The 19964-nt window shown below is 73.7% G+C and carries 14 protein-coding genes; 2 read left to right on the top strand and 12 right to left on the bottom strand.

Features of this window, described 5'->3' with window-relative positions; translation table 11 throughout:
- Positions 1-19 precede the first annotated feature (19 nt).
- The 9 genes from OG588_RS40705 to OG588_RS40665 all read right to left on the bottom strand — a co-directional run bounded on the left by OG588_RS40705 (position 20) and on the right by OG588_RS40665 (position 15580).
- On the bottom strand, positions 20-862 hold the full coding sequence (locus OG588_RS40705; RefSeq protein ID WP_405951616.1) for an inositol monophosphatase family protein: 843 nt from the start codon (positions 860-862) through the stop codon (positions 20-22).
- A gap of 85 nt (positions 863-947) precedes the next feature.
- On the bottom strand, positions 948-2750 hold the full coding sequence (locus OG588_RS40700) for a gamma-glutamyltransferase family protein (protein ID WP_405951615.1): 1803 nt from the start codon (positions 2748-2750) through the stop codon (positions 948-950).
- A 102-nt stretch (positions 2751-2852) separates the two neighbouring features.
- Entirely contained in the window at positions 2853-3410 is a 558-nt protein-coding gene (locus OG588_RS40695; protein ID WP_405951614.1) for a hypothetical protein, read from the bottom strand.
- A 32-nt stretch (positions 3411-3442) separates the two neighbouring features.
- Entirely contained in the window at positions 3443-7489 is a 4047-nt protein-coding gene (locus OG588_RS40690; protein WP_405951613.1) for a CHAT domain-containing protein, read from the bottom strand.
- Positions 7486-10746 (bottom strand): protein kinase domain-containing protein, encoded by a 3261-nt coding sequence (locus tag OG588_RS40685; RefSeq protein WP_405951612.1) that lies wholly within the window; start codon positions 10744-10746, stop codon positions 7486-7488. The genes OG588_RS40690 and OG588_RS40685 overlap by 4 nt, the downstream gene beginning before the upstream one ends.
- A 104-nt stretch (positions 10747-10850) precedes the next feature.
- On the bottom strand, positions 10851-11546 hold the full coding sequence (locus OG588_RS40680; protein WP_405951611.1) for an FHA domain-containing protein: 696 nt from the start codon (positions 11544-11546) through the stop codon (positions 10851-10853).
- Positions 11534-12250, bottom strand: a complete 717-nt coding sequence (locus tag OG588_RS40675; RefSeq protein WP_405951610.1) for a 4Fe-4S single cluster domain-containing protein — start codon at positions 12248-12250, stop codon at positions 11534-11536. The genes OG588_RS40680 and OG588_RS40675 overlap by 13 nt, the downstream gene beginning before the upstream one ends.
- A complete protein-coding gene (locus OG588_RS40670) occupies positions 12241-14349 on the bottom strand; it encodes an AAA family ATPase (protein ID WP_405951609.1) in 2109 nt (702 codons plus the stop codon). The genes OG588_RS40675 and OG588_RS40670 overlap by 10 nt, the downstream gene beginning before the upstream one ends.
- On the bottom strand, positions 14339-15580 hold the full coding sequence (locus tag OG588_RS40665; protein ID WP_405951608.1) for a hypothetical protein: 1242 nt from the start codon (positions 15578-15580) through the stop codon (positions 14339-14341). The genes OG588_RS40670 and OG588_RS40665 overlap by 11 nt, the downstream gene beginning before the upstream one ends.
- A 136-nt stretch (positions 15581-15716) precedes the next feature.
- Here OG588_RS40665 and OG588_RS40660 point away from each other — a divergent pair, with 136 nt between their 5' ends.
- Both OG588_RS40660 and OG588_RS40655 read left to right on the top strand, forming a co-directional pair.
- The gene (locus OG588_RS40660) at positions 15717-16385 is read left to right on the top strand and encodes a hypothetical protein (RefSeq protein WP_405951607.1); all 669 of its coding nucleotides are present in this window, start codon (positions 15717-15719) and stop codon (positions 16383-16385) included.
- A 4-nt stretch (positions 16386-16389) separates the two neighbouring features.
- Positions 16390-17076 carry an RES family NAD+ phosphorylase gene (locus OG588_RS40655; RefSeq protein WP_405951606.1) on the top strand — a complete coding sequence of 229 codons (687 nt, stop codon included), beginning with the start codon at positions 16390-16392 and terminating at the stop codon, positions 17074-17076.
- A gap of 100 nt (positions 17077-17176) precedes the next feature.
- Here OG588_RS40655 and OG588_RS40650 read toward each other — a convergent pair whose 3' ends face one another.
- From OG588_RS40650 to OG588_RS40640, 3 genes are read right to left on the bottom strand one after another with little or no spacing between them, the layout of a single operon-like run.
- Complete coding sequence (locus tag OG588_RS40650) at positions 17177-18004, bottom strand: class I SAM-dependent methyltransferase (protein WP_405951605.1); 828 nt, start codon at positions 18002-18004, stop codon at positions 17177-17179.
- Complete coding sequence (locus tag OG588_RS40645) at positions 18001-18708, bottom strand: response regulator transcription factor (RefSeq protein WP_019062022.1); 708 nt, start codon at positions 18706-18708, stop codon at positions 18001-18003. Before OG588_RS40645 ends, OG588_RS40650 begins: the two co-directional genes overlap by 4 nt.
- Entirely contained in the window at positions 18705-19820 is a 1116-nt protein-coding gene (locus tag OG588_RS40640) for a sensor histidine kinase (RefSeq protein WP_405951604.1), read from the bottom strand. The genes OG588_RS40645 and OG588_RS40640 overlap by 4 nt, the downstream gene beginning before the upstream one ends.
- Positions 19821-19964: the final 144 nt, after the last annotated feature.

The following is a 19964-nucleotide window of genomic DNA, read 5'->3' as shown; positions in this document are numbered from 1 at the left end:
GTGAGCGCAACCCGTGACCCTACGACGCCCTCAGCAGCTCCATCACGCGCTGCGCGGTCGCCGCGTCCCGGGCCGCCGTGAACGGCAGCGCGTTGCCGCCCGTGACGCGGAACGGCTCTCCCGTGAGCGTGAGGTGGGCGCCGCCCGCCTCCTCGACGAGGAGCAGGCCCGCCGCGTGGTCCCAGGCGGCCTCCCAGGAGAACGCCGTTGCGTCCAACTCGCCCCGGGCGACGGCGAGATACTCCAGGCCGGCCGAGCCGCACGGGCGCGTGTGCACACCGTCCGCCCACAGGCCGAGCAGGGCGCGCTTCTGGGCGTCCGTCGTGTAGTCCGGGTGGGAGGTGGCCACTTCCAGGTCCCGGGCGGGGTCCGGGGCGCCGGAGCGCAGCCGTACGCCGTCGAGGAAGGCGCCGCCGCCCTTGACGGCCGTGGCCATCTGGTCACGGGCCGCCGCGTAGGTCCACGAGGCGAGCAGCTCCCCGTGCCGGACCAGGGCGACCAGGGTGCAGAAGCCGGTCTCACCGCGCACGAACTGCCGTGTCCCGTCGACCGGGTCGACGATCCAGACCGGGGCGTCGCCCTGTATCGCCTCGTACGTCTCCGGGTCGGCGTGCACCGCTTCCTCACCGACGACCACGGAGCCGGGCAGGAGGGCGCCGAGCACCTTGGTCAAATACCGCTCGGCGTCGCGGTCGGCGTCCGTGACCAGGTCGTGCGGGCCGCTCTTCTGGTCGACCTCGTGCGCGGCGAGCTGCCGGAAGCGGGGCATGATCTCGGTGGCCGCCGCCCTGCGGATGGCTTCTTCGACGTCGGCCGTGTGCTGTACGAGAAACTCGTCGATGGTTTCGGTGTCTTCGATCATTCCTCCATGAGAGCACGCGTCACTGACAATCCCCACCCGCCCGGTGCACTCCGGGTGGAATCACCATGAACACCCGGGCTCGGGATCACCGTCCCACGGCGTATCCCTGCATGCCCCGGGGATTCGCCGCCGCCGACAGGATCCCGGCCTCCGGATCCCGGGCGACCGCGCACAACCGCCCCTCCGACCAGGCGTCGCCGACGGTCACGTCATGGCCGCGTCGGCGCAGCTCCTCCACCACCGCCGCGTCCATGCGGGCCTCGACGGTGACGCTCCCGGGCCGCATGCCGCGCGGGTAGAAGGAGCTGGGGAAGCTGTCGTTGTGCCAGTTCGGGGCGTCGATCGCGCCCTGGAGGTCGAGGCCGCCGCGTGCCTTCGCGCGCGTGGCGACCGCCAGGAAGAAGTGCAGCTGCCACTGGTCCTGCTGATCCCCGCCGGGCGTCCCGAACGCCAGGACCGGCACTCCGTCGCGCAGGGCGATCGACGGGGTGAGCGTGGTGCGCGGACGGCGGCCCGGGGCAAGGGAGTTGGGCAGTCCGGGCTCCAGCCAGGCCATCTGGAGCCGGGTGCCGAGCGGGAAGCCCAGCTCGGGCACCACCGGGTTGGACTGCAGCCAGCCGCCGCTGGGCGTGGCCGCGATCATGTTACCCCACCGGTCGACGACGTCGAGATGGCAGGTGTCGCCCCGCGTACCGCCGTCGGCGCTCACCCGCGCGACGGTCGGCTCCCCCGCCCCCATCGGGTCGAAGCCGGACTCCTTGGGCGCCACCACGCGCGCGTGCCCGCACAGTCGCGGGACACGCCCTCCAGGGCTGCCGGGCCGCAGCTCGTACGACGCCTTCGCGCCGATCAGCTCCCGCCGCGCGGCGTTGTAGTCGGCCGACAGCAACTCCCCCAGCGGTACGGCGTCCTCGCCCGCGTCCCCGTACCAGGCCTCCCGGTCGGCCATCGCGAGCTTGCAGCCCTCGATCAGCAGATGGACGTAGTCGGCGGACCCGTAGGCGGGCAACTCGGCCGGGAGCAGCGCCAGTTGCTGGAGGAAGGCGGGGCCCTGGCTCCAGGGGCCGGCCTTGCAGAGCGTCCAGCCGTTCCAGTCGTACGTCGCGGGGGCTTCGTAGGAGGCGGACCAGGAGGCCAGGTCGGCGGCCGTGAGCGTGCCGGTGTGGCGCTCGCCGCTGGTGTCCATGGTGGGCCGCTGCGCCTGTCGTACGAGGGCCTCGGCGATGAACCCGGACCGCCACACCTCACGCGCCGCCTCGATCTGGGCCTCCCGGTCCCCCGCCCCGGCGACCTCGGTGAGCAGCCGCTTCCAGGTGGCGGCGAGGGCGGGGTTGCGGAACAGCTCGCCGGGCCGGGGCGCCTTCCCGCCGGGCAGGTACACGTCCGCCGACGTGGTCCACTCCGTCTCGAACAGCTCCCGTACGGCCTCGACGGTCGCCCCGACGTTCTCCACGCACGCGTGCCCGTCCTCGGCGTACCCGATGGCGTACTTCAGGACGTCGGCCAGGGACTTCGTGCCGTAGTCCCGGAGGAGGAGCATCCAGGCGTCGAAGGCGCCGGGGACGGCCGCCGCGAGGGGTCCCGTACCGGGTACGAGATCCAGACCGAGTCCCCTGTAGTGGTCGATCGTCGCGCCCGCGGGTGCCACGCCCTGTCCGCACAGCACCCGCACCTCCCCGCCCGCCGGGGCCAGCAGGATGGGCACCTCACCGGCGGGTCCGTTGAGGTGCGGTTCCACGACGTGCAGCACGAACGCCCCGGCGACGGCGGCGTCGTACGCGTTGCCGCCGTCCTCCAGGACGGCCATCGCCGACTGCGAGGCCAGCCAGTGGGTGGAGGACACCATGCCGAAGGTGCCCTGGAGCGTGGGGCGGGTGCTGAAGTGCATCTCTCACCTCGGTGTTCGCGCGCGTGGGCCGGTCCCTGATCAGGCAGCAGACTACCGATCGGATGCGCTGACGACTTGGGGCCCGGGCCTCGGCCGCCGGCCTCAGCCGTGGGTCGGGCCCGTCACGTCCAGGTCCGTTCGCATGGCCGCGCGCATCTCGGACAGGTGCCGCCAGCCCTGTCCGATCACCGTGCGGACCGTGTCCAGATCGTCGCCGTCACGGGGCCTGTCACGGGTGACACGGGCCAGGCTGCCGTAGACCGAGCCCACCTCCTTGTCGACCTTTCTCACCTCCGCCAGCACCGCGTCCGGCACGATCATCTGGGCCTCGGCGTACCGGCGGCGGTAGTCCACCCGGGCCGTCTCCAGCGCGGCCAGTGACTCCGCGGCATCGCCCTCGATGCGCAGCACATGCGCGTGGTCGTTGAGCGTCGCCAGGTAGTGGCGGGCGGCCGCGTTGAGCTCCGTGTACGCCGTCCTGCGCGCCTCGCGGCCCGACTGCCGTTGCTGGGCGGCGAGTTCGGCCTGGCGGGCCCGCTCGAGCCGCTCCCACTCCTCGCGCCGCAACGTGTCCCCGCGGCGTTGGGTCAGCCAGGCGGAGCCGAGTGTGCCGCCCACGCCGACCACCGCCGCCAGCAGGCCCGTCACGGCCGAGTCCATCGCATGCCTCCCCCGTCTGGTCCGTTGCGATGTCAGTGTCCCTGACAGGCGAAGGCCGCCCACAGTTCCAGGGCCGCGGGGTCCCCGTCGCGCAGGATGTCGGCGATCGGGTCGGGCATCCCGTCGGGGAGCACCCGGTCCGGGTCAAGGAGCCACAACTGGGCTTCGCGCAGGGCCCGTACAGGTGTCGCGCCGGTGCGGAGGCGGTCGTGGAAGACATACATCATCAGGCCCGTCAGTCCGTCCGGGACCTCCCAGCGTGAGCCGACGACCCCCGTCGCCCCGGCGGCGAGGAACGCTGTGGACAGCGTGAGGGCCTCATCGAAGTCTCCCGTGGTGTGGTCGCTGACGCAGGCGTCGAGAACGACCAGGCCGCCGGGGGCGCCGGTCGGGCGACCGCGGGCCTGGTGGAGGATCTCGCGGACCGACAGCCGTCCCGCACCGCCGTCCGACGGTGTGGCCAGCAACAGGCATGCGTCCAGCGGGGAGTTGCCCGACGGACGGGCGTGGCAGGCGAGATGAAGGACCGAGGCGCCCGTTCCCCCGGCGCCCGGGAGCGCGGCCAGGACCTCGGCGGGCGTGCCGGGGCCGGCCGCTCGGCGTACTTTGCCGAGGAGTTGACCCGTCGGGTAGAGCGCGGTGTGGATCTGGCGGGCCTCCGTGGTCGCGCCCGGTAGCGTGCCGTCGGGATTGCCGACGATCACCGGGTGGGCGTCGAACGGCAGGCGCGGGCGGTTCAGTACCTCGTGGAACTGGCGGGCCGAGGCCGCGTACGAGAGGGTCAGGCGCTCCAGCGCGCGCACCGGGCGCCCACCGTGGCGCAGGCCGCTGCTGAGCAGGGCCGCGTGCCAGGGAATGCCCCCGAGGTCACCGAACGGGACCAGGACCAGGTGGGGTTCGGGAGCCGCCGCACGGATCAGGGGTGAGCGGGCGAGCGGGTTCATCACCACCGGGCCCGCCCAGTCGCAGAGTTCGGTGAGTGCGGAGCGCCAGCGGGTGTGCGCGGCCTCGTGGACGTCCGGGTCGGTCGAGGTGTCCAGTGCCTCCTGGCGGTGGCGGTGGGCCGCCCGGTAGGTCGCGAGCACGTCCAGGCCGTCGCGCCGCAGCAGGCCGAACTCGACTGTGTCCACCCGGGATTCGTGCGTCACGACCACGGCCGTGCCGGCGCCGGAGCCGCCCGGCGGCAGGAGGTAGACCAGCGCGTGGGCCCCGGCCCCGCGAAGGGTGGCGGCGATCTCGTCGACCGTGGGCGGGGTCATCAGGGCCGTGCCCGCGCGGGAGCGCGCCAGCGCGGTGAGCGTGCGCCGGCGGAGATCGTCGGGGAGCGGGAGTTCGGCGCCCTCGCTGAGCGTGCCGAGCAGTGAGCCGGGGCCGTCGAGCAGCGCCGCCAGGTCGGTCGGGGCCGGTGCCCTGCGGCCGCCGATGCCCTCCCACTCCTCCGCGAGGTCCACGCGGTCGGCCTCGCGCAGCAGCGCGGGTACGTCGGCGGTGGTCGTGGAGGCGTGCAGCACCTGCCCGCGGCTCAGTTCCAACGCCTCGACGGCGGCGGCCAGTTCGCCGTCCGCCAGACACCAGCGGGCGATCTGCAGCGCCCGGTCGGTGGCGGTGCGGGCCACCTGGAGGGCCGGTTCCGCGGCGGCCTGGAGCAGTACGACGGTCGCCGCCTCGCGCAGCCCGGCGATGCCCGTGCTCCGCCCTTCCGCGTCGTCGCCGGGGGCCGCGCGCAGGCGCAGGGAGTCGGCGAGGACGTAGGTGAGCAGGGCGCCCACCGGGGACGGGGGACGGTCGGCGAGGTGCTCGCGCGCGGCCCGGGCCACCTCGACGGCCCGGTCGGCGTCGGCGGGTGCGCGGCCGTGGAGGAAGCGGTTGTGGCTCAGTATCGCGGTCAACGCGCTTGCCCTGAGGCCCTCCTGGCTCTCCGGCGGCACGACGTCGAGGACGTCCTGGAGCATCTTCTCGGCCGACTCGACGCCTCGTCTGTTGTACGGCGCGAACGACGTCATCAGCACCGCGCCCGCCGTGCGCAGCAGCAGACGCGGTCGCTCGGGGTGCCCCTCGGGCAATGCCTCCGCGGTCTCCGACATGAGGACCAGGCCCTCCATGCGGTCCCGCACGCTGCCGCCGTAGAAGGACCGCACGAGCAGCATCAGGCCGAAGTCCGCGTCGAGCGGCAGGCGTTCGGGGTCGTCCTCGTCGAGAGAGTCGCGCAGCCGGCGCATCGACTCGACGGCCGCGGCCACTCCGGGCTCGGAGCGGGAGTTCATGGCGAGCATGAACTGGAGCTGCGCCAGGCCGTGTTCGAGGTAGGGCCGGTCCCGCTCGATCAGGTACAGGTCGATGGACGCGCCGGTGTCGCCGCCGTCCAGGACGGCACTGACCTCCTTCATGTAGCGGACCGCGGTGTCCAGGTCCTGGAGGTCACCGCCCGTCTGGTAGCGCTGATAGAGGTTGACGGCCAGGTTCTGCAGGTACACCACCCGGTTCACGTCGTCGAGCGCGGTCTGGCGGAACGCCGTCGTGAGATGGCGGATCGCCGCGTCCAGGTCGTCGGCGGAGTTGGACAGCGCGTGGCGCTGGCTGAGCGCGGCGGCGTACGCGCCGTGCGCCTGCGAGCCGAAGCCCGGCGTGTGCGACGGCACCCGCATCGACTCGTTGAGCAGCGCGATCGTACGGTCGACGCCTTCGAGGTCGCCGCGGCTGCGGTCGTCCCGGACGATCGCCGCGTGGGCGAGCTGGGTGAGCAGGTCGCTGCGCATCGGGTCGTCGGGCGGGTACAGCTCGACGGCCCGCTCCAGATGGCGCAGGGCCTCGTCGTTGTCGTAGCGCTCGGGATGGCGCTCGCGCAGGGAGCTCAGCAGACAACCGAGGACGGCGTGGGTCGGTGCGCGCCGGTCGTCGTCCTCGGCGAGGGTGTCGAGCGCCTCGCGCAGCAGCCCGACCGCCTCCTCGTTCTCCGCGGTCGGTGCCGTCACGGGTCCGAGGGACTCGTCCCGCTCCGCGAGCGCCGCGCCGAGCATCGCGGTCGCCTGAGCCTGGTACGGGTCACCGGGATCCAGCAGTCGGCGCAGGTCGCGCAGCCGCGCCAGGTAGGCGGGGCGGTCCTCGGGCCCGACCCGGCCGTCACCGCGCTCACGGTAGACGTCGACGAGGTGCCCGGCGGCGAAGATCCGTGAGCCGTGCTCTTCCGGCAGGGTCGCGGCGAGCAACTCCAGGTGCGGGTGGGCGAGTTCGGGGGTGTCGGAGGAGTCGAGGAACAGCCGGGCCAGCCGGACCCGGGCCTCGGTCTCGATCTCGTCGGCCTCGTCCGCCCAGGAGGCGCCGCCCTCCTCGGCGGGCTCCCACCCGGACGGCCGCAGCGCGTCGAGCACCGCCTCCAGTGCGGTGGAGGCCTCGCGCAGGTCATCGGGGGCCCGGTCGCGGTCGTAGCGGTCCGCGAGCGCGCAGCCGTAGCTGACGAAGAGGCCGGGGTGGACGTCGTCGTCGAGCAGCGGCAGGCCGTCGCCGAAGGCGGCGAGGGATTCGTCGAGATCGTCGGCGCGGGCGTCGGCGAGGGTGGTCGGGGCGACCTGCGGGTCCGCCTCGGCACGGGCGGCGTCCGGGCGGGCCTCGCCTGCGTCGCCTTCTTCTCCGTCCTCCGCCTGCACGTCCTCGTGCCGGGCGTGCAGCAGCAGCCCCAGGCGGACACACGAGGTCGCGTACGCCTCCGAGTTCTGGGGCAGGGTCGCGCGGGCCAGGGCGAGCAGGGGCGCGGCCCGGGCGCGGAGACCGCGCGGATCCTGCACGCCGTAGGCCTCGGCGTGGCCCGCCACGGCCTGCCAGTAGCCCACCGACAGGGTGAGGCCCAGCAGGAACCGGGCGCGGGCCAGTGCTGCCGGGTCGGCCTCGGCCGCCTGTTCCTCCAGGAGGTCGCGGGCGCGCAACAGGACGTCACGGCAGCGCCGCCAGGAGCCGCCCGCCTCCTCCGGCCGGTCCTGCTCGTCGTGGTGTTCGAGCAAGTCCTCGGCGTGGTCGAGGAGTTCGAGCGGTCCGGCGCCGGGAGCGGCCTCCGGCGGGCCCGGCGTGGCGGCGAGGGCCGTCATCGCGCGGCGCGCCGGGTCCGGCGTACGGCGAATCCGGCCGCGTACAGGCTCAGCGGCAGCGCGAGCAACAGTGCGGCCCAGAAGGCCGCGTGCCCCCAGGTCTCCGCGAACCCGGTGAACAGGTCGGGCAGCACGGGCACGCTCAGCGCGCGGGCGGGCTCCACGGGCGGTGGCCACAGGCCGAGCCCGATCACCACGATCGCCGTCCAGGTCAGCACCCGGCGGGCGGTCGCGGGCGGGGCCAGTGAGGCCAGCGCGCAGACCGCCGCGCAGACCAGGACGTACTGCGACTGGTACGCGGCGCCCTGCTGCCCGGTCCCCCACGAGGCGAGCGTCGGGTGGTCGCCGTGGAGCGCGACCCGGGTCTCGACCGCCGCCCACAGCAGGGCGAGCAGCGTCAGCAGGGCGGACACGGCGAAGAGCGCGCGGTCGCGGGTGCCGAGCGGGCCGGTTCGCCAGCGCGTCGGGTTCTCGTACGGGCGTCGCGGCAGCCCGGCCCGGGCTCGGCGCTGCTCGGCCCGCTCGCGCCGCAGCCGGGCCTGCTCCTCCTCGGCGGCACGGGCCTGGCCGAGCAGCCGGTGGGCCAGGATCGTGAGCACCACGCAGAGCAGCGGGACGAGCACCAGGGCCGTGACTCCGTTCCAGCTCTTCCAGCCCCCGAGGAGCGAACGCAGGCGCTCGGTCAGCCAGTCGGGGGCGTGCATCGGGTCCAGCGGGGGCAGATCGGGGCGCGCGTAGCCGACGTACGCCGCCAGGGCCGCGCCCGCCACCAGCAGCCGCCCGGAGATCCGGGCCGGAGCCGCCGCGAAGGCCACCGCACCGGCCAGCGCCACCGCGCACAGCCCGGCCTGGGTCGCGGAGGCGAGGTCGGCGGCGTGGGCGAGCGGGGTGACGAGCCGGTCCGCGGGGTCGAGGGCCTCGCCGCCGATCCCGCTGTCCTTCACGTACCGGAGCATCACTCCGGACCAGATCAGCAGCCAGAACGCCGTGAACAGCGCGGCTCCGGCGACCAGCCGCCGGGCCAGCGGTCGCCAGGCCGTGGACCACCACTCGGTGAGGGTGACCGTGTGGTCCTGACCGATCGCGTCGGCGCGCAGCGCTCTCGGGAGCAGCACGGCCGCGGCGACCAGGGCCGCCCGCCCGGGTACCGTCCGCACATCTCCACCGGCCGCCGTCCTGTGCAGTTCCGCCCAGCGCCGCAGGAATCCGGCGTCCGCCGCCCGGCCGCGCACCAGTGCGCCCAACCGGTGGCGCAGCGCGCCGAGTTGGGCCAGCACGGCGAGGACACCCGCGGGCGCTTTCGCGAGGAACGTGGCGAGTGGGCCGGGCAGTCCCGCGAGCGGGAGCAGGGCCTGCCCGCGTTGTCCCGGGTGCACGATGAGCGCGGCGGCCAGGCCGTAGGCGGCGTTCGTCTCGCGCTGGTCGAGGCCGCCACCGCCGCCGCCGTTGTTTCCGCTGCGGCGGCCCAGTGCGCGTGCCCGGGAGCGCACGTCCTCGATCGTGCGCGGGAGTTCCTCGGCCAGCGCGAGCAGCACCTCGCAGCGCCCGTCGGCGCACTCGGCATGCCCGCAGCGGAAACCGGCGGCGACCGTCGGCACGTTGGCCTTCAGCAGTTCGTCGATGAACGCGACCGCGCCCTGCCCCTGGGCGATCCGCGCGATGCCGTCCGCGTCCACGCGCCGGCCTCGGTACTGCGGAGTCGCGGTCGGCGCGAACACGGCGACGAAGGCGAGCGCGGCCACCGCGGCGCGGACCGGCCGGTCCTGGCCGCGCTTGAGTTCGAGCAGCTGACCACTGTCGTACGAGGTGTCCTCGAGTTCCGTGCGCAGCCAGGTCGCCAGCCGTTGTCCGCCGTCCGCGGCGAGCCAGTCCGCGGCTTCCTGGGAGTGCTGGGCCATCGCCGCGGCGAGGCTCTCGGCCTCGTGGTGGGCGGTACCGCGGAAGGTGATGGGGCTGTTGGCATGGCGGGCGCTGGTGGGCGCGGCGTCCGGTGCCACGGGGCGGACGACGTCCGGCGTGTCGCCCTCGAGCCAGCGGCGCACCTCGGCCGCGGTCCAGCGGTCGTCGGGGTCCTTGGTGAGCAGGCCCTGGAGCAGCAGGTTCTGCCGGGCGTCCGTGACGGCGGACAGGTCGACCTCGTGGTTGACGATCAGGGCGCGGGTCCACGCCTCGTCGGTGATGCGGGCGTCGTCGCCGAGGACGTACAGCGGGCGCCCGGTGAACACCTGGTACAGGACGAGGCCGAGGGTCCACCACGGGGTGGCCTTGAGGTTCTGGTTCACGATCTGCTCGGGCGCCATGTAGAGCGCGGTGATCTGGAAGTCGCGGTAGCTCTGGCTGACGGTGAACTTGGCGACGCCGCCGAAGTCCGCGACGACGAGCTGGAACGGGCCGTCGTCGGCCTTCCTGGTGCTGCCGTGGCTCTGTCGGACGAGGATGTTGGCGGGCTTCAGGTCCAGCGGGTTGCGGTCGATGCGGGTCTGCCAGAAGTCGAGCAGATCGGCGAGTTCGCGTACGGTCCGCTCGGTCCGCGCCCGTTCCTCGCGCGGCTTTCCGTCGCGCAGCCTGCGGCCGAGGTGGTCCTCGAACGTGGTCGGCAGGTACTCCATCGCCACCCATCCGCACACCGTCCCGCCCACCGCGATGTCTCCGAACTCGTGGATGCCCGGGACGTGTCGGCGGAAGTCGGGGGTCGCGAGGTGTTCGAGGGTGTCCAGGTCCATGGCCTGGCCCGGGTGGGCGATCTTCACCGCCGCGTCGGTGCCGTCGGCGAGCCTGCGCACGTGCCAGACCGTGCCCTCGCTGCCGGCGCCGGCGATCCCGTGCGGCTCGTAGCGGTCGCGCAGGGCCTGGGGGAACTCGGCGTGGGCGGTGGTGGGGTCGCGGCGGGTGGGCGGTTCGGTGGGGCGGGCGGGGCGCGTCCGGGCCTCCGGTGGCGTCTTCGCGGACCGGCTTGGCCGTGCGCCGGTCGGAGGTGCGGGGTCGGGGCGCTGGACTCGGGTGGGCGGGCTCTGCGGAGTCGGGGTCGGGGGTGTCGGTCCGGGGTCCGGCGGGCCCTGGTGGGCCGGGTCCGGGCGCTGCACCCGCGTCGGCGGACTCGGTGGAGGACCCTGCGGAGCCGGACCCTGCCGCTGGACCCGCGTCGACGGGCTCGGCGGGGTGGCCTCGGGGCGCCGCTGTCTGCGGGTCGGTGGGCTCGGGGGTTTGTGCGGCGGGTTGGTGGCGTCCGCGGGTTCCTCGGTCGGGTTCTCGGCCATGCGGGGTCCTCGAAGGGTCCTGGGTGCCCGGCGCGAAGGCGGGCGTCGTATGGGTGGCGGTGCTGCGGGGAGTTTTCGGAGCGGGTGGGGTGGCGGTGGGCGGGTCAGCGGGGCGCGCCGTACTCGTCGAGTTCCACGACGGTCACGTCCACGTCCTCGGCCAGCCGGAGTCGGTGGTTGCCCGGCCAGAGCTGGGCGGGGCGGGTGACGAGCTGCCCGTCGACGTACGTGCCGTTGGCCGAGCCCAGGTCGGTGATGTAGAGCCGACCCGCGTGCCAGGCCAACTCGGCGTGGTTCCGGGAGAGTTGGTCGAGCCCGGCCAGACCCGGCACATGAGCGCAGTCGGGGGCGTCCCGGCCCAGCCGGGTGGTGCCCCGGCCTTCGGCGCGTACGGGGACGAGGACGCCGCCGAGCACGAGGGCGAGGCCGGGCGTGGCGGGCGCGGAGGCGGCCCCTCGGCCGGACCCGGGTGACGACTGCAGCCGGGTGGGGGGTGCGGCGGTCCGGTCGCGGGGCGCGCGGGAGTCGGCCGTCGGTCGGGCGGTGCGGTCCCGAGGCCGGTCGGCGGGCGCCTCAGAACGCACGCCCGATCCACCCGAAGCACCGGCGCCCGCCTCACGACGCGTGTCGGAGCCACCGGGATCACCGGCCTGCGGCGCGTCCTTCGACTCCGCCGTCACATAGACCCGTTCGGGAACGAGCTGCTCCCACTCGTGGACCGTGCAGAAGCCGCGCCGGGGCGACGACGGGCACTCGTCCGGGGTCAGCGGGCAGCGGTAGCGGGTGGTCACGGTCGCCATGTGTTCTCCCGGAAGGTCACCCCTCGTGCGGCCAAATCCCGCTCCAGAGCGCTGAGTTCACCAGGTCTTGGCACACCGACGATGTGCACGGCACCGTCCGTCACCCGTACCTGGAGTTCGGGCCGGTCGGCCGTGCGGCGCAGATGGGGGCCGTACCGGCGGCGGCCGAGCGGCGTGCGCGGGATCAGCCGCTGGTTGGCGGAACCGCGCCAGACCAGTGCGGTCGGTTCGCCCACGCGGTACCGCCCGGTGATGACGGCGTCCGCGCGGCCGAGCACGGCCGTGGCCTCGGGTGAGGCGGCGATCTCGGCGTCCTCCCAGCCGGTGTAGACGAGCAGGTCGGCGTCCGCCCGGCCTTCGGCGAGGCGCATCCGGTCGGCCGCGTCGAGCAACGCGGCCAGGGCGGTCGGCTGTTCCAGCGGTTCGCCGCCGCTGACGGTCAGCCCGTCGTAGCCCTCGGCCAGGCCGCGCCGCCACAGCCGTACCAGCCGCTCCACGGCCACGTCGTGACCGCCCCGCGGGTCCCAGGTCTGCCGTGACATGCAGCCGGCGCAGGCGAGCGGGCAGCCCTGCACCCACACCCCGAGGCGCCTGCCCGGCCCGAGCGCGGTGACGGGCCCGAGCACCTGGGACACGCGCAGCACGGGGCCCGGCGGGTCCGGCACGGGCCGTACCCCTGTACGGCCGTCGTCCCTCACATCCATCGTCGTACCTTCAGCGTGTACGCCTCGTCGCGGCCGTCCACGGTCTCGATCTCGATGTGCTCGCCGGGCCGGGCGGGTTCGTGGAACAGCTCCCGGGAGAGCGGGTTGACCAGCGCGGACTCCACGGCGGTCACCACTCCGCGCCCGCCGTGGTCGAGGCGGCGGCTGGCCTCGACGCGCAGGACCTCCCAGGGGTCGTCGGCCACCGTGAGCTCGGCGCCGTGCACCTCCCTGACCCGGCCGGTCACCGAGGCGAGCGCCTTGTTGAGGATCAGCGGGACCGATTCGGGCTGGATGAAGTCCATGGGCACGAAGCTGTCGCCGAACCGGTTGCGCAGTTCGGGCCGTCCGATGTGGTCGTTGAAGAAGGTGTCGAAGGCCGCGCGCAACGCCTCGCGCACGTCCTCGGGCTTGTCGTGCCGGGTGAGCTTGGACTGCCGCCGGGCCTCCTCCGGGTCGGCGTCCGTCTTCTCGCTCTTCTCCCCGCGCCGGTTCCTGGGCCGCATCACCTCGGCGGACACCCCCAGGTTGGAGGTGAAGATCAGCACGCACTCGGTGAAGTGGACCGTGGCGCCCTGTCCGTCGGTGAGCCTGCCGTCCTCCAGGATCTGCAGGAACAGGTCGAAGAGCCGGGGGTGCGCCTTGTCGATCTCGTCGAAGAGCAGCACGCTCATCGGCGACGCCCGTACCGCGTTGGTCAGTTCACCCCCCGCGCTGTGCCCGACGAACCCGGGCGGGGCCCCGATCAGCCGGTCCCGGGCGTGCTCCTCGGCGAACTCGCTCATGTCGAAGCGGATCGGGCGGGCGTCCTCGCCGAGGATCATCTTGGCGACGCCCTTGGCGAGTTCGGTCTTGCCGACGCCGGTCGGCCCGGACAGGAAGAGCGTGCCGCGCGGCCGGCTGGGCGAACTGGACGACTGGGCGCCGGTCAGTCCGGCCGCCGAGCGCATGAAGATCTCGATGGTCCGCCGGACGGCGTGCGGCTGGCCGATGACCGCCGCGTTCAGATAGTCCTCGCCGTTGAGGATGTTCTCCCGGACGGCCTGTGTGGCCCAGGGGTTGTCGAGGACGCCGACCCGGTACAGCCGGGCGGCCTCGTCGAGCCGGCTCAGCGGCAGCCCCCGGTCGGCGGCCATCCGGCCCACCGAAAGGATCTCGCCGACGCCCATGCCGTACGAGGAACGGGCGAGCGCCTCGGTCGCCTGCCGCTGCTCGGCCTCCGTCGCCGGTACGGCGTCCTCGGGTTCGCCGTCCTGGCCGGTGCGGCGCCTCGCGAGGCGCTCGACCACGAACCGGCCGGCCGCGTGACGCTGGTCGTGCGGCGGCTCGGGCACCGTGATCACCCGTAACGCCCGGCTGCCGATGGCGAATTCGAGCGGCAGGTCCTCCTGCTTCTCGACCACCCAGAAGATCGTGTTGTACGGCGTCACACCCCCGGTGCCGCGGACCGGGCGCGCGGTGTGGCCCAACTCCTCGGCGGCGGCGAGCAGTCGGGCCGCCTCACCGGCCACCGGGCCGCGCGGGGAGCCGAGTCGGGCGGTATAGGGGATGATCAGGCCGATCGCGGGGCCCGTGTGCTGGACCGTACCGATCATGATCTCCCGGAAGCGGGCGATGCCGGCCTCGATGTCGGTGTCGTCCGCGTCGTCGTCCTGGTCCGCGCCGGCGGTGGTGCGGTCCTGTTCCGCGCGTTCACGGTCGGCGCGCTCTCGGTCGGCGCGGGCGTCCTCCTCGGCCATGCGGCGCAGGGCGGGCGGGAGGGAGAACGGGTCGTTGGTGAGCCGCCAGGCGATCACCCGGTCGTTGACCATGCTCTGCCGGGCCAGCGCGCCGTAGCCCCGCGTGCGGCAGACCGACTCGATGACCTCCTCCAGCTGGAACGGCGTGGCCCGGGTGCCCGGTCGGGGCGCAGTGACGCCGCCCTCGGCGTCCTCGGCGTCCTCGGGCAGCAGGAAGACGTCGCGTACGTTGCCGGTGAAGAGGATCTGCGGGTACACGGTGAGCGCCATGTCCAGCTCGCGGATCCAGGCCGGGGCGAGGGCGGGTGGCCCGGCCGGCGCCTCCTCCTTGCGGAAGGCCCCCGTGGTGTCAGCGCTCACGCTGCCCCTCCTGTCCGTACGTGGTGGACCGCGCGGGCCCGGTCTTCTTCTTCCGGCGTCGCTGCGGCCGCTCGCCCCGCTCCGCCTGTTCCGACTGGTCCGCGTCCTCGTCCGTACGGTCGTGGGCGAGGCCGGTGTCGGGCCAGGAACCGTCGGGCACCACGGCCGTGGGCCGCACCCCGGGCGGCAGCGTGGACTTACGCGCCAGGTCGACGCCGTGTGCGCGCACGGCCTCCTCGATGGCGGGCAACTGCTCGTCGCAGAACCAGCGTTGGACCTCGTGGTCGGTCTCGGGGTCGGCCTCCGCCTCGGCGACCAGCACGGTGGTGAGGTCGGGCCGGTCGGGGGCGAGCGCCACCCGCAGGCCGTAGCCGACGGCCTCACCGAAGGGCACGACGACGCTGCCGTCCTCCTCCAGCAGGTCGGCGAAGTCGTCGCCCACGGCGTAGTCGCGTTCGCGCAGCACCTGCATCAGGGTGTCGGCGACCGTGGACCGGTGGCGGGCGGTGTCCGCGTGGGCCACGGCCAGGTCGACCTCGTCCGCCAGGTGGGAGGGGTCGGGCGCCTCGCGAACGGCCTCCGCCAGCTGCTCCCGGTCCGCCGGTTCGGCGTCCTCCAGGCGGTCGAGCAGCCGGGCCCGCAGTGCGGCGGTGCGGACCGCGTCGCGCTGCCGCTGGGTCGACTTGTGCACGAGGACGCCGAGGTCGTGCAGCAGGGTCCTGGCCTCCTCGGTGCTGCGGGCCCGGCGCAGGGCGTCCAGGCGGCGGGCGAAGAGGGGCAGGTCGTCGGGCTCGCAGGAGGGCCCGTCACGGGTGAGGAGCGCCTCGGCCTCCACGAGGGAGGCGGCCCTGACCTGCTCCGTACGGTCCGCTCTCGGCCGGGCGGCGGGCTCCGGCGCCGGCCGGGTGTCGCTCTCCGTCCGCTTCTTGTCCTTGGCCGGTGGCAGGGACCATATGTCGGCGGCGGCGCGGCCGAGTTCGGCCTCCGCGCGCTCGTTGACCGCCTGGGCCGAGTCCAGGGCGGCAGCCAGATCGGCGGAGTCCGCGGAGCCCGGCACGCTGACGACGTGGACATCGACCCTGGCCGTACCGTACGCACGGCGCAGGGACTTGGCCTGGCCGCGCAGATTGCGTGAGCGGGTGATCTCCTGTGCGAGTTGGGCGCGCAGTTCCCGCCGTCGTTCCGCCTCGACGTCGACGTAGGTCCACTGGTATGCCGCAGAGTTGCTCAAATGACCCTCCCCCAGGGCCGAGATGTGACAGGGGGCAATGATGCATCACTGACGGTCCATATGACTCCGGTTCGACGATCTCGACTCAGGGTTCTTCGCGCGCTGTTACGGTGCCGGGCGGAGAGGGGGTGGTGGAGTGTCGTTCCTGACGGACGCGATCGAGGCGATCCAGGCGAACTGGGTCGAGTTGGACGGGCTGTTGGACGAGCCTGCGCGCGAGGAGCTGCGGGAGATCCTGGCCGAGGCGGAGGCCGATCCCGAGGCGGCGGCGGACGAACTGCGCGCGCTCGTCAAACCGTTCGTGCCCACCGGACATCCGCTGCGCGCGGCGCTGACTCCGCAAGGGGTGCGATTCCAGGCCGAGTCGACGCAACCGCAGTCGAAGGCGCTCCTGCCGCTGCTCAAGCGGTTGCGCACGCAGGCACAGGTCTCGCCGGCCGCGAGCCTCACCGGGCCGCTCGACTCCTCGTATCGCCCCGATCCCCAGGACGCCTGGCTCCTGGCCGAACCCGCCGTCCTCGTCGGTGTCCTGTCCCCCGACCAGACCCAGGACCTCATCCTGCTCACCGACGAGCAGAACACGGAGCGCGTCCCCGCCTTCCAGTTGGACCCCGCCTCCGGAACCCCGTACCCGATCGTCGTCGAGATCAACAGGCTGCTGTCGGCCGACGAGGACCCCTGGGGCGCCGCGGACTGGTGGCTGGGTTCGAACGTGTGGCTGGACGCCGCGCCCGCGAGGCTCCTGGGCACCGGAGCGGACGACGCCCTGCTGTCCGCCGCGCGAGCCGAGATCCCGGAGTGGTGAGCACGTGCCCGACCAGATGATCCCCGCCCCGGCCGTCCGTGCGACCCCGCACCGCCATGTGCTGCCGGCCGGTACCGAGCTGTGGCGGGTGCACAGTGAACGCCGCAACGCCACCGAGTTCAAGGCCGTACCGGCCGATCTGCACTGGGGTGGCGGCCGGTTCTGCCACATCAGGGACGAGCTGAGTCCCGAGCGGCTGCCCTATCTGTACGCGGGAATGTCCCCGCTGACCGCGCTGTGCGAGACCCTGGCCCGCGATCTGCGGGTGCGGCCCGACGGGCGGCGGCGCATCACCCGGCCGCGGGTGCGGGGCATGCTGCTGTCGAAGGTCGTCGCGGCGATCGACCTGCCGCTGGCCGACCTGACGGACAACGCCCGTCTCGCGGCGGTCCGCCAGGACATCTGGCTCGTGCAGGCGGAGGCGCCGGCCTATCCCCGCACCCGCCGCTGGGGCTCCTGGATCCGCGGCCAGGCCGACTGGGCGGTGGGCCTGCGCTGGCCCTCGCGCCAGGACTCGGGCCTGCTGTCCGGCGAGGTGTGCGCCCTGTACGAGCGGGAGAACGGCCCCGCCCTGCTCAAGCCGTCGTCCGAGCCCCCGCTGGAGCTCGACACCCCGGCCGGCCGCGACTACGTGAACGATCTGCTCGCGCCGCTGCGCATTCGTGTCGAACATCCCCGGAGGTGGCCGTAGCTCCACGGATCCGCGGAGCCCCGCCGTTCATGAACTGGCCGGGCCGCGGCGCCCGGTCGGCGATCCGGACGTCGCCGACGGTCCCGCACCACTCGCCCCACTAGGAGTCGCGTCGGCCCGCTGTCAGCAGATGTCCACTGGTGCCGAGCAGCGTGGGCTCCGACTCGATCCGGCGGGTGGCCGCCAGAACGGCTTCGCGGCGGTCGGGGTCGTCCAGCCAGTCCTCGATGCCGCCCATCAGCCAGGCGGCGCCTTCGAGGCCGTACTGGCCCTCGACGGTGAGTTCCGCGTCCGTGAACTCCTCGGGGGCTTCGTGGGGTTGGGCGAAGTAGGCGGTCGTGAAGAGGCCGCCGTCCTGGTAGTCGTGGCGTCCCTCCTCCGTCTCCCGGTCGACCCGCGCGCGGTGCGGGGCGGTGAAGTACAGCTCGTGCTTGAGCAGGTCGTGCAGGCCCGCGAACCGGTTGATCGTCGCCGCGACCACCAGACCGCCCGGCCGCACCACCCGCCGCGCCTCGCTCAACGCCCGTACCCGGTCGGCCCGTTCGGGCAGGTGGTACAGCGGCCCGAGCAGCAACACCACGTCGTACGAGGCGTCTTGGGCGGGCAGCGCCCTGGCGTCCCCGGCGCGGGCGTCGACCCCGGGCAGTCGGCCCGCCTGTTCCACGTGCAGCGGTACGGGGTCGATGAGTTGGACCTCGTAGCCGTCCCGCGCGAGCCACTCGGCGTGGATTCCGCTGCCTCCGCCGACGTCCAGCAGCTTCGCGGGAGCCGTCGGCAGCAGGCGCCGCAGCACGTCCTGGGTGCGCCAGAACTCCAGCCGTTCGGAACCCTGTCTGAGGCGGGCGTCCTCCTTGCCCTGGGCGTAGTAGGCGAGGATCTCCTCGCGAACACCGACGGTGGGGTCTTGCGCGCGTGTCGTCTCGGTCATCGCCCAAGGTTGCGATCCGGCGGGTCCGGCTCGCAACGGGATTCCGGCGCGCGGGCCGTCACCAGCCCCGACTCGTAGGCGAACACGACGAGTTGGGCCCGGTCCCGTGCGCCGAGTTTGGTCATCGCCCGGCTGATGTGGGTCTTCGCCGTGAACGGGCTGATGACCATGTGGGCGGCGATCTCCTCGTTGGTGAGACCGCGCGCGGCCAGCGCGGTGACCTCGCGTTCGCGGCGGGTGAGGTGCTCCAGGCCGGAGGGGGTGGAGCGGTCCGGAGGGCGGGAGACGAACTCGCCGATGAGGGTGCGGGTGATCGCCGGGGAGAGGAGGGCCTCGCCGCCGGCGACGATCTCGATCGCCTGGAGCAGGTCCGCCGGGTCGGTGTCCTTGAGGAGAAAGCCGCTGGCGCCCGCGCGCAGCGCCTCGAAGACGTATTCGTCCAGGCCGTAGTTGGTGAGGATGACGACGCGGACGGCGGAGAGGTCGGGGTCCGCCGCGATCCGGCGGGTCGCCTCGATGCCCGTCATCACCGGCATCTGCACGTCGATCAGCGCGATGTCGGGGAGCTGCGCGCGGACGAGGGCCACGCCCTGTTCCCCGTTGGCCGCCTCGCCGACGACCTCGATGCCCTCCTCGGCATCCAGGAGGGCGCGGAAGCCCGCGCGCATCAGCGCCTGGTCGTCGACGACCGCGACCCGGATCATCCCGCCTCCCCCAGCGGCAGTTCGGCCCGGACCGAGAAGCCGCCCTCCGCGCGCGGGGCGGTGTGCAGGGTGCCGCCGAGGGCCGCGACGCGCTCGCGCATGCCGGTGAGACCGATGCCCGGCTTCGGCGGGCAGTCGGGGTCGGCCGCTCCGTCGTCCTCGACCCGTATCGTCAAGTCCTCGTCCCCGTAGTCGAGTTGGACGTTCACCTTCGCCGGTCCCGCGTGCCGGGCCGCGTTGGTGAGGGCCTCCTGGACGATGCGGTACACCGCGCGGTCGACCGTCGCCGCGAGAGGGCGTTCCTCGCCGGTCACCGCGAGCTCGACGGCGAGACCGGCTGCGCAGGCCCGCTCGACGAGCAGCGCCGGGGTGCCGGTGGGCTCCTCGGTGGTGCGCAGGATCTCCAGGGTGGCCCGGAGTTCGCGCATCGCCTCGCCGCCCGCCTCCTGGATGGCGAGCAGCGCGGGCGGCACCTCCTCGCCGCGCTTGCGGGCGAGATGGACGGCAACGCCCGCCTGGAGCTTGACGATCGAGATGCTGTGGGTGAGGGAGTCGTGCAACTCCCGCGCTATGCGCAGGCGTTCCTCACCCGCGCGGCGCAACGCGACCTCCTCGCGGGTGCGTTCGGCCTCCAGGGCGCGCTGTTCGGTCTGGCGGAGATACGCCTGCCAGTTGCGGTCGGCGAGACCGGTGACCACCGCGCACAGGAACCATCCGGCGATGAGCGCGGTCCGCTCCAGCACCTGCTGGGTCGTCGGCCCTGTTGCGAAGTACGCCGCCAGGAACAACGCGCCCGCCCCTGCCGCCCAACCGCGGTGCCCCACGCGGGCCGCCGTGTGCATGGCGACGAGGACGGGCAGAGCGGCGACCGGCCCCGGATGGGCGTGCAGGACGTAGGTCGCCTCCGCCACCGCGGCCACGGCGAGGACCGCCCTCGGAGCCGTCTGGTAGAACGCCAGGGCCGCCGAGGCGAGGGCGGCGAGCACGAAGTCGACGGCGGTCGTGTCCGCGTCGAAGGCGGCGACGGTCACGACGAGGGCGCCGATCACGACCGCGAGGGACGCGTCGGCGAGCCGCCTGCGTGGGGTCGCATCGACCGGATACCCGCTCATGTCCGCACACTAGACCGCCGCGCCGACACGGGCGTCAGCCCTGTGGACAACTCCTGGACTACTCCCCACGCAGTAGTCCGCGCCGCCCCGGACCTCCCCGTCGTAGCCCCAACTGCCTTCGCCCGTACGACGACCCGACCCGCC

This window comes from Streptomyces prunicolor, from assembly GCF_045162825.1.
Lineage (GTDB): Bacteria > Actinomycetota > Actinomycetes > Streptomycetales > Streptomycetaceae > Streptomyces > Streptomyces prunicolor.
Note: the sequence above shows the minus strand (reverse complement) of the source record. Positions and strands in the feature narration are given on the sequence as shown.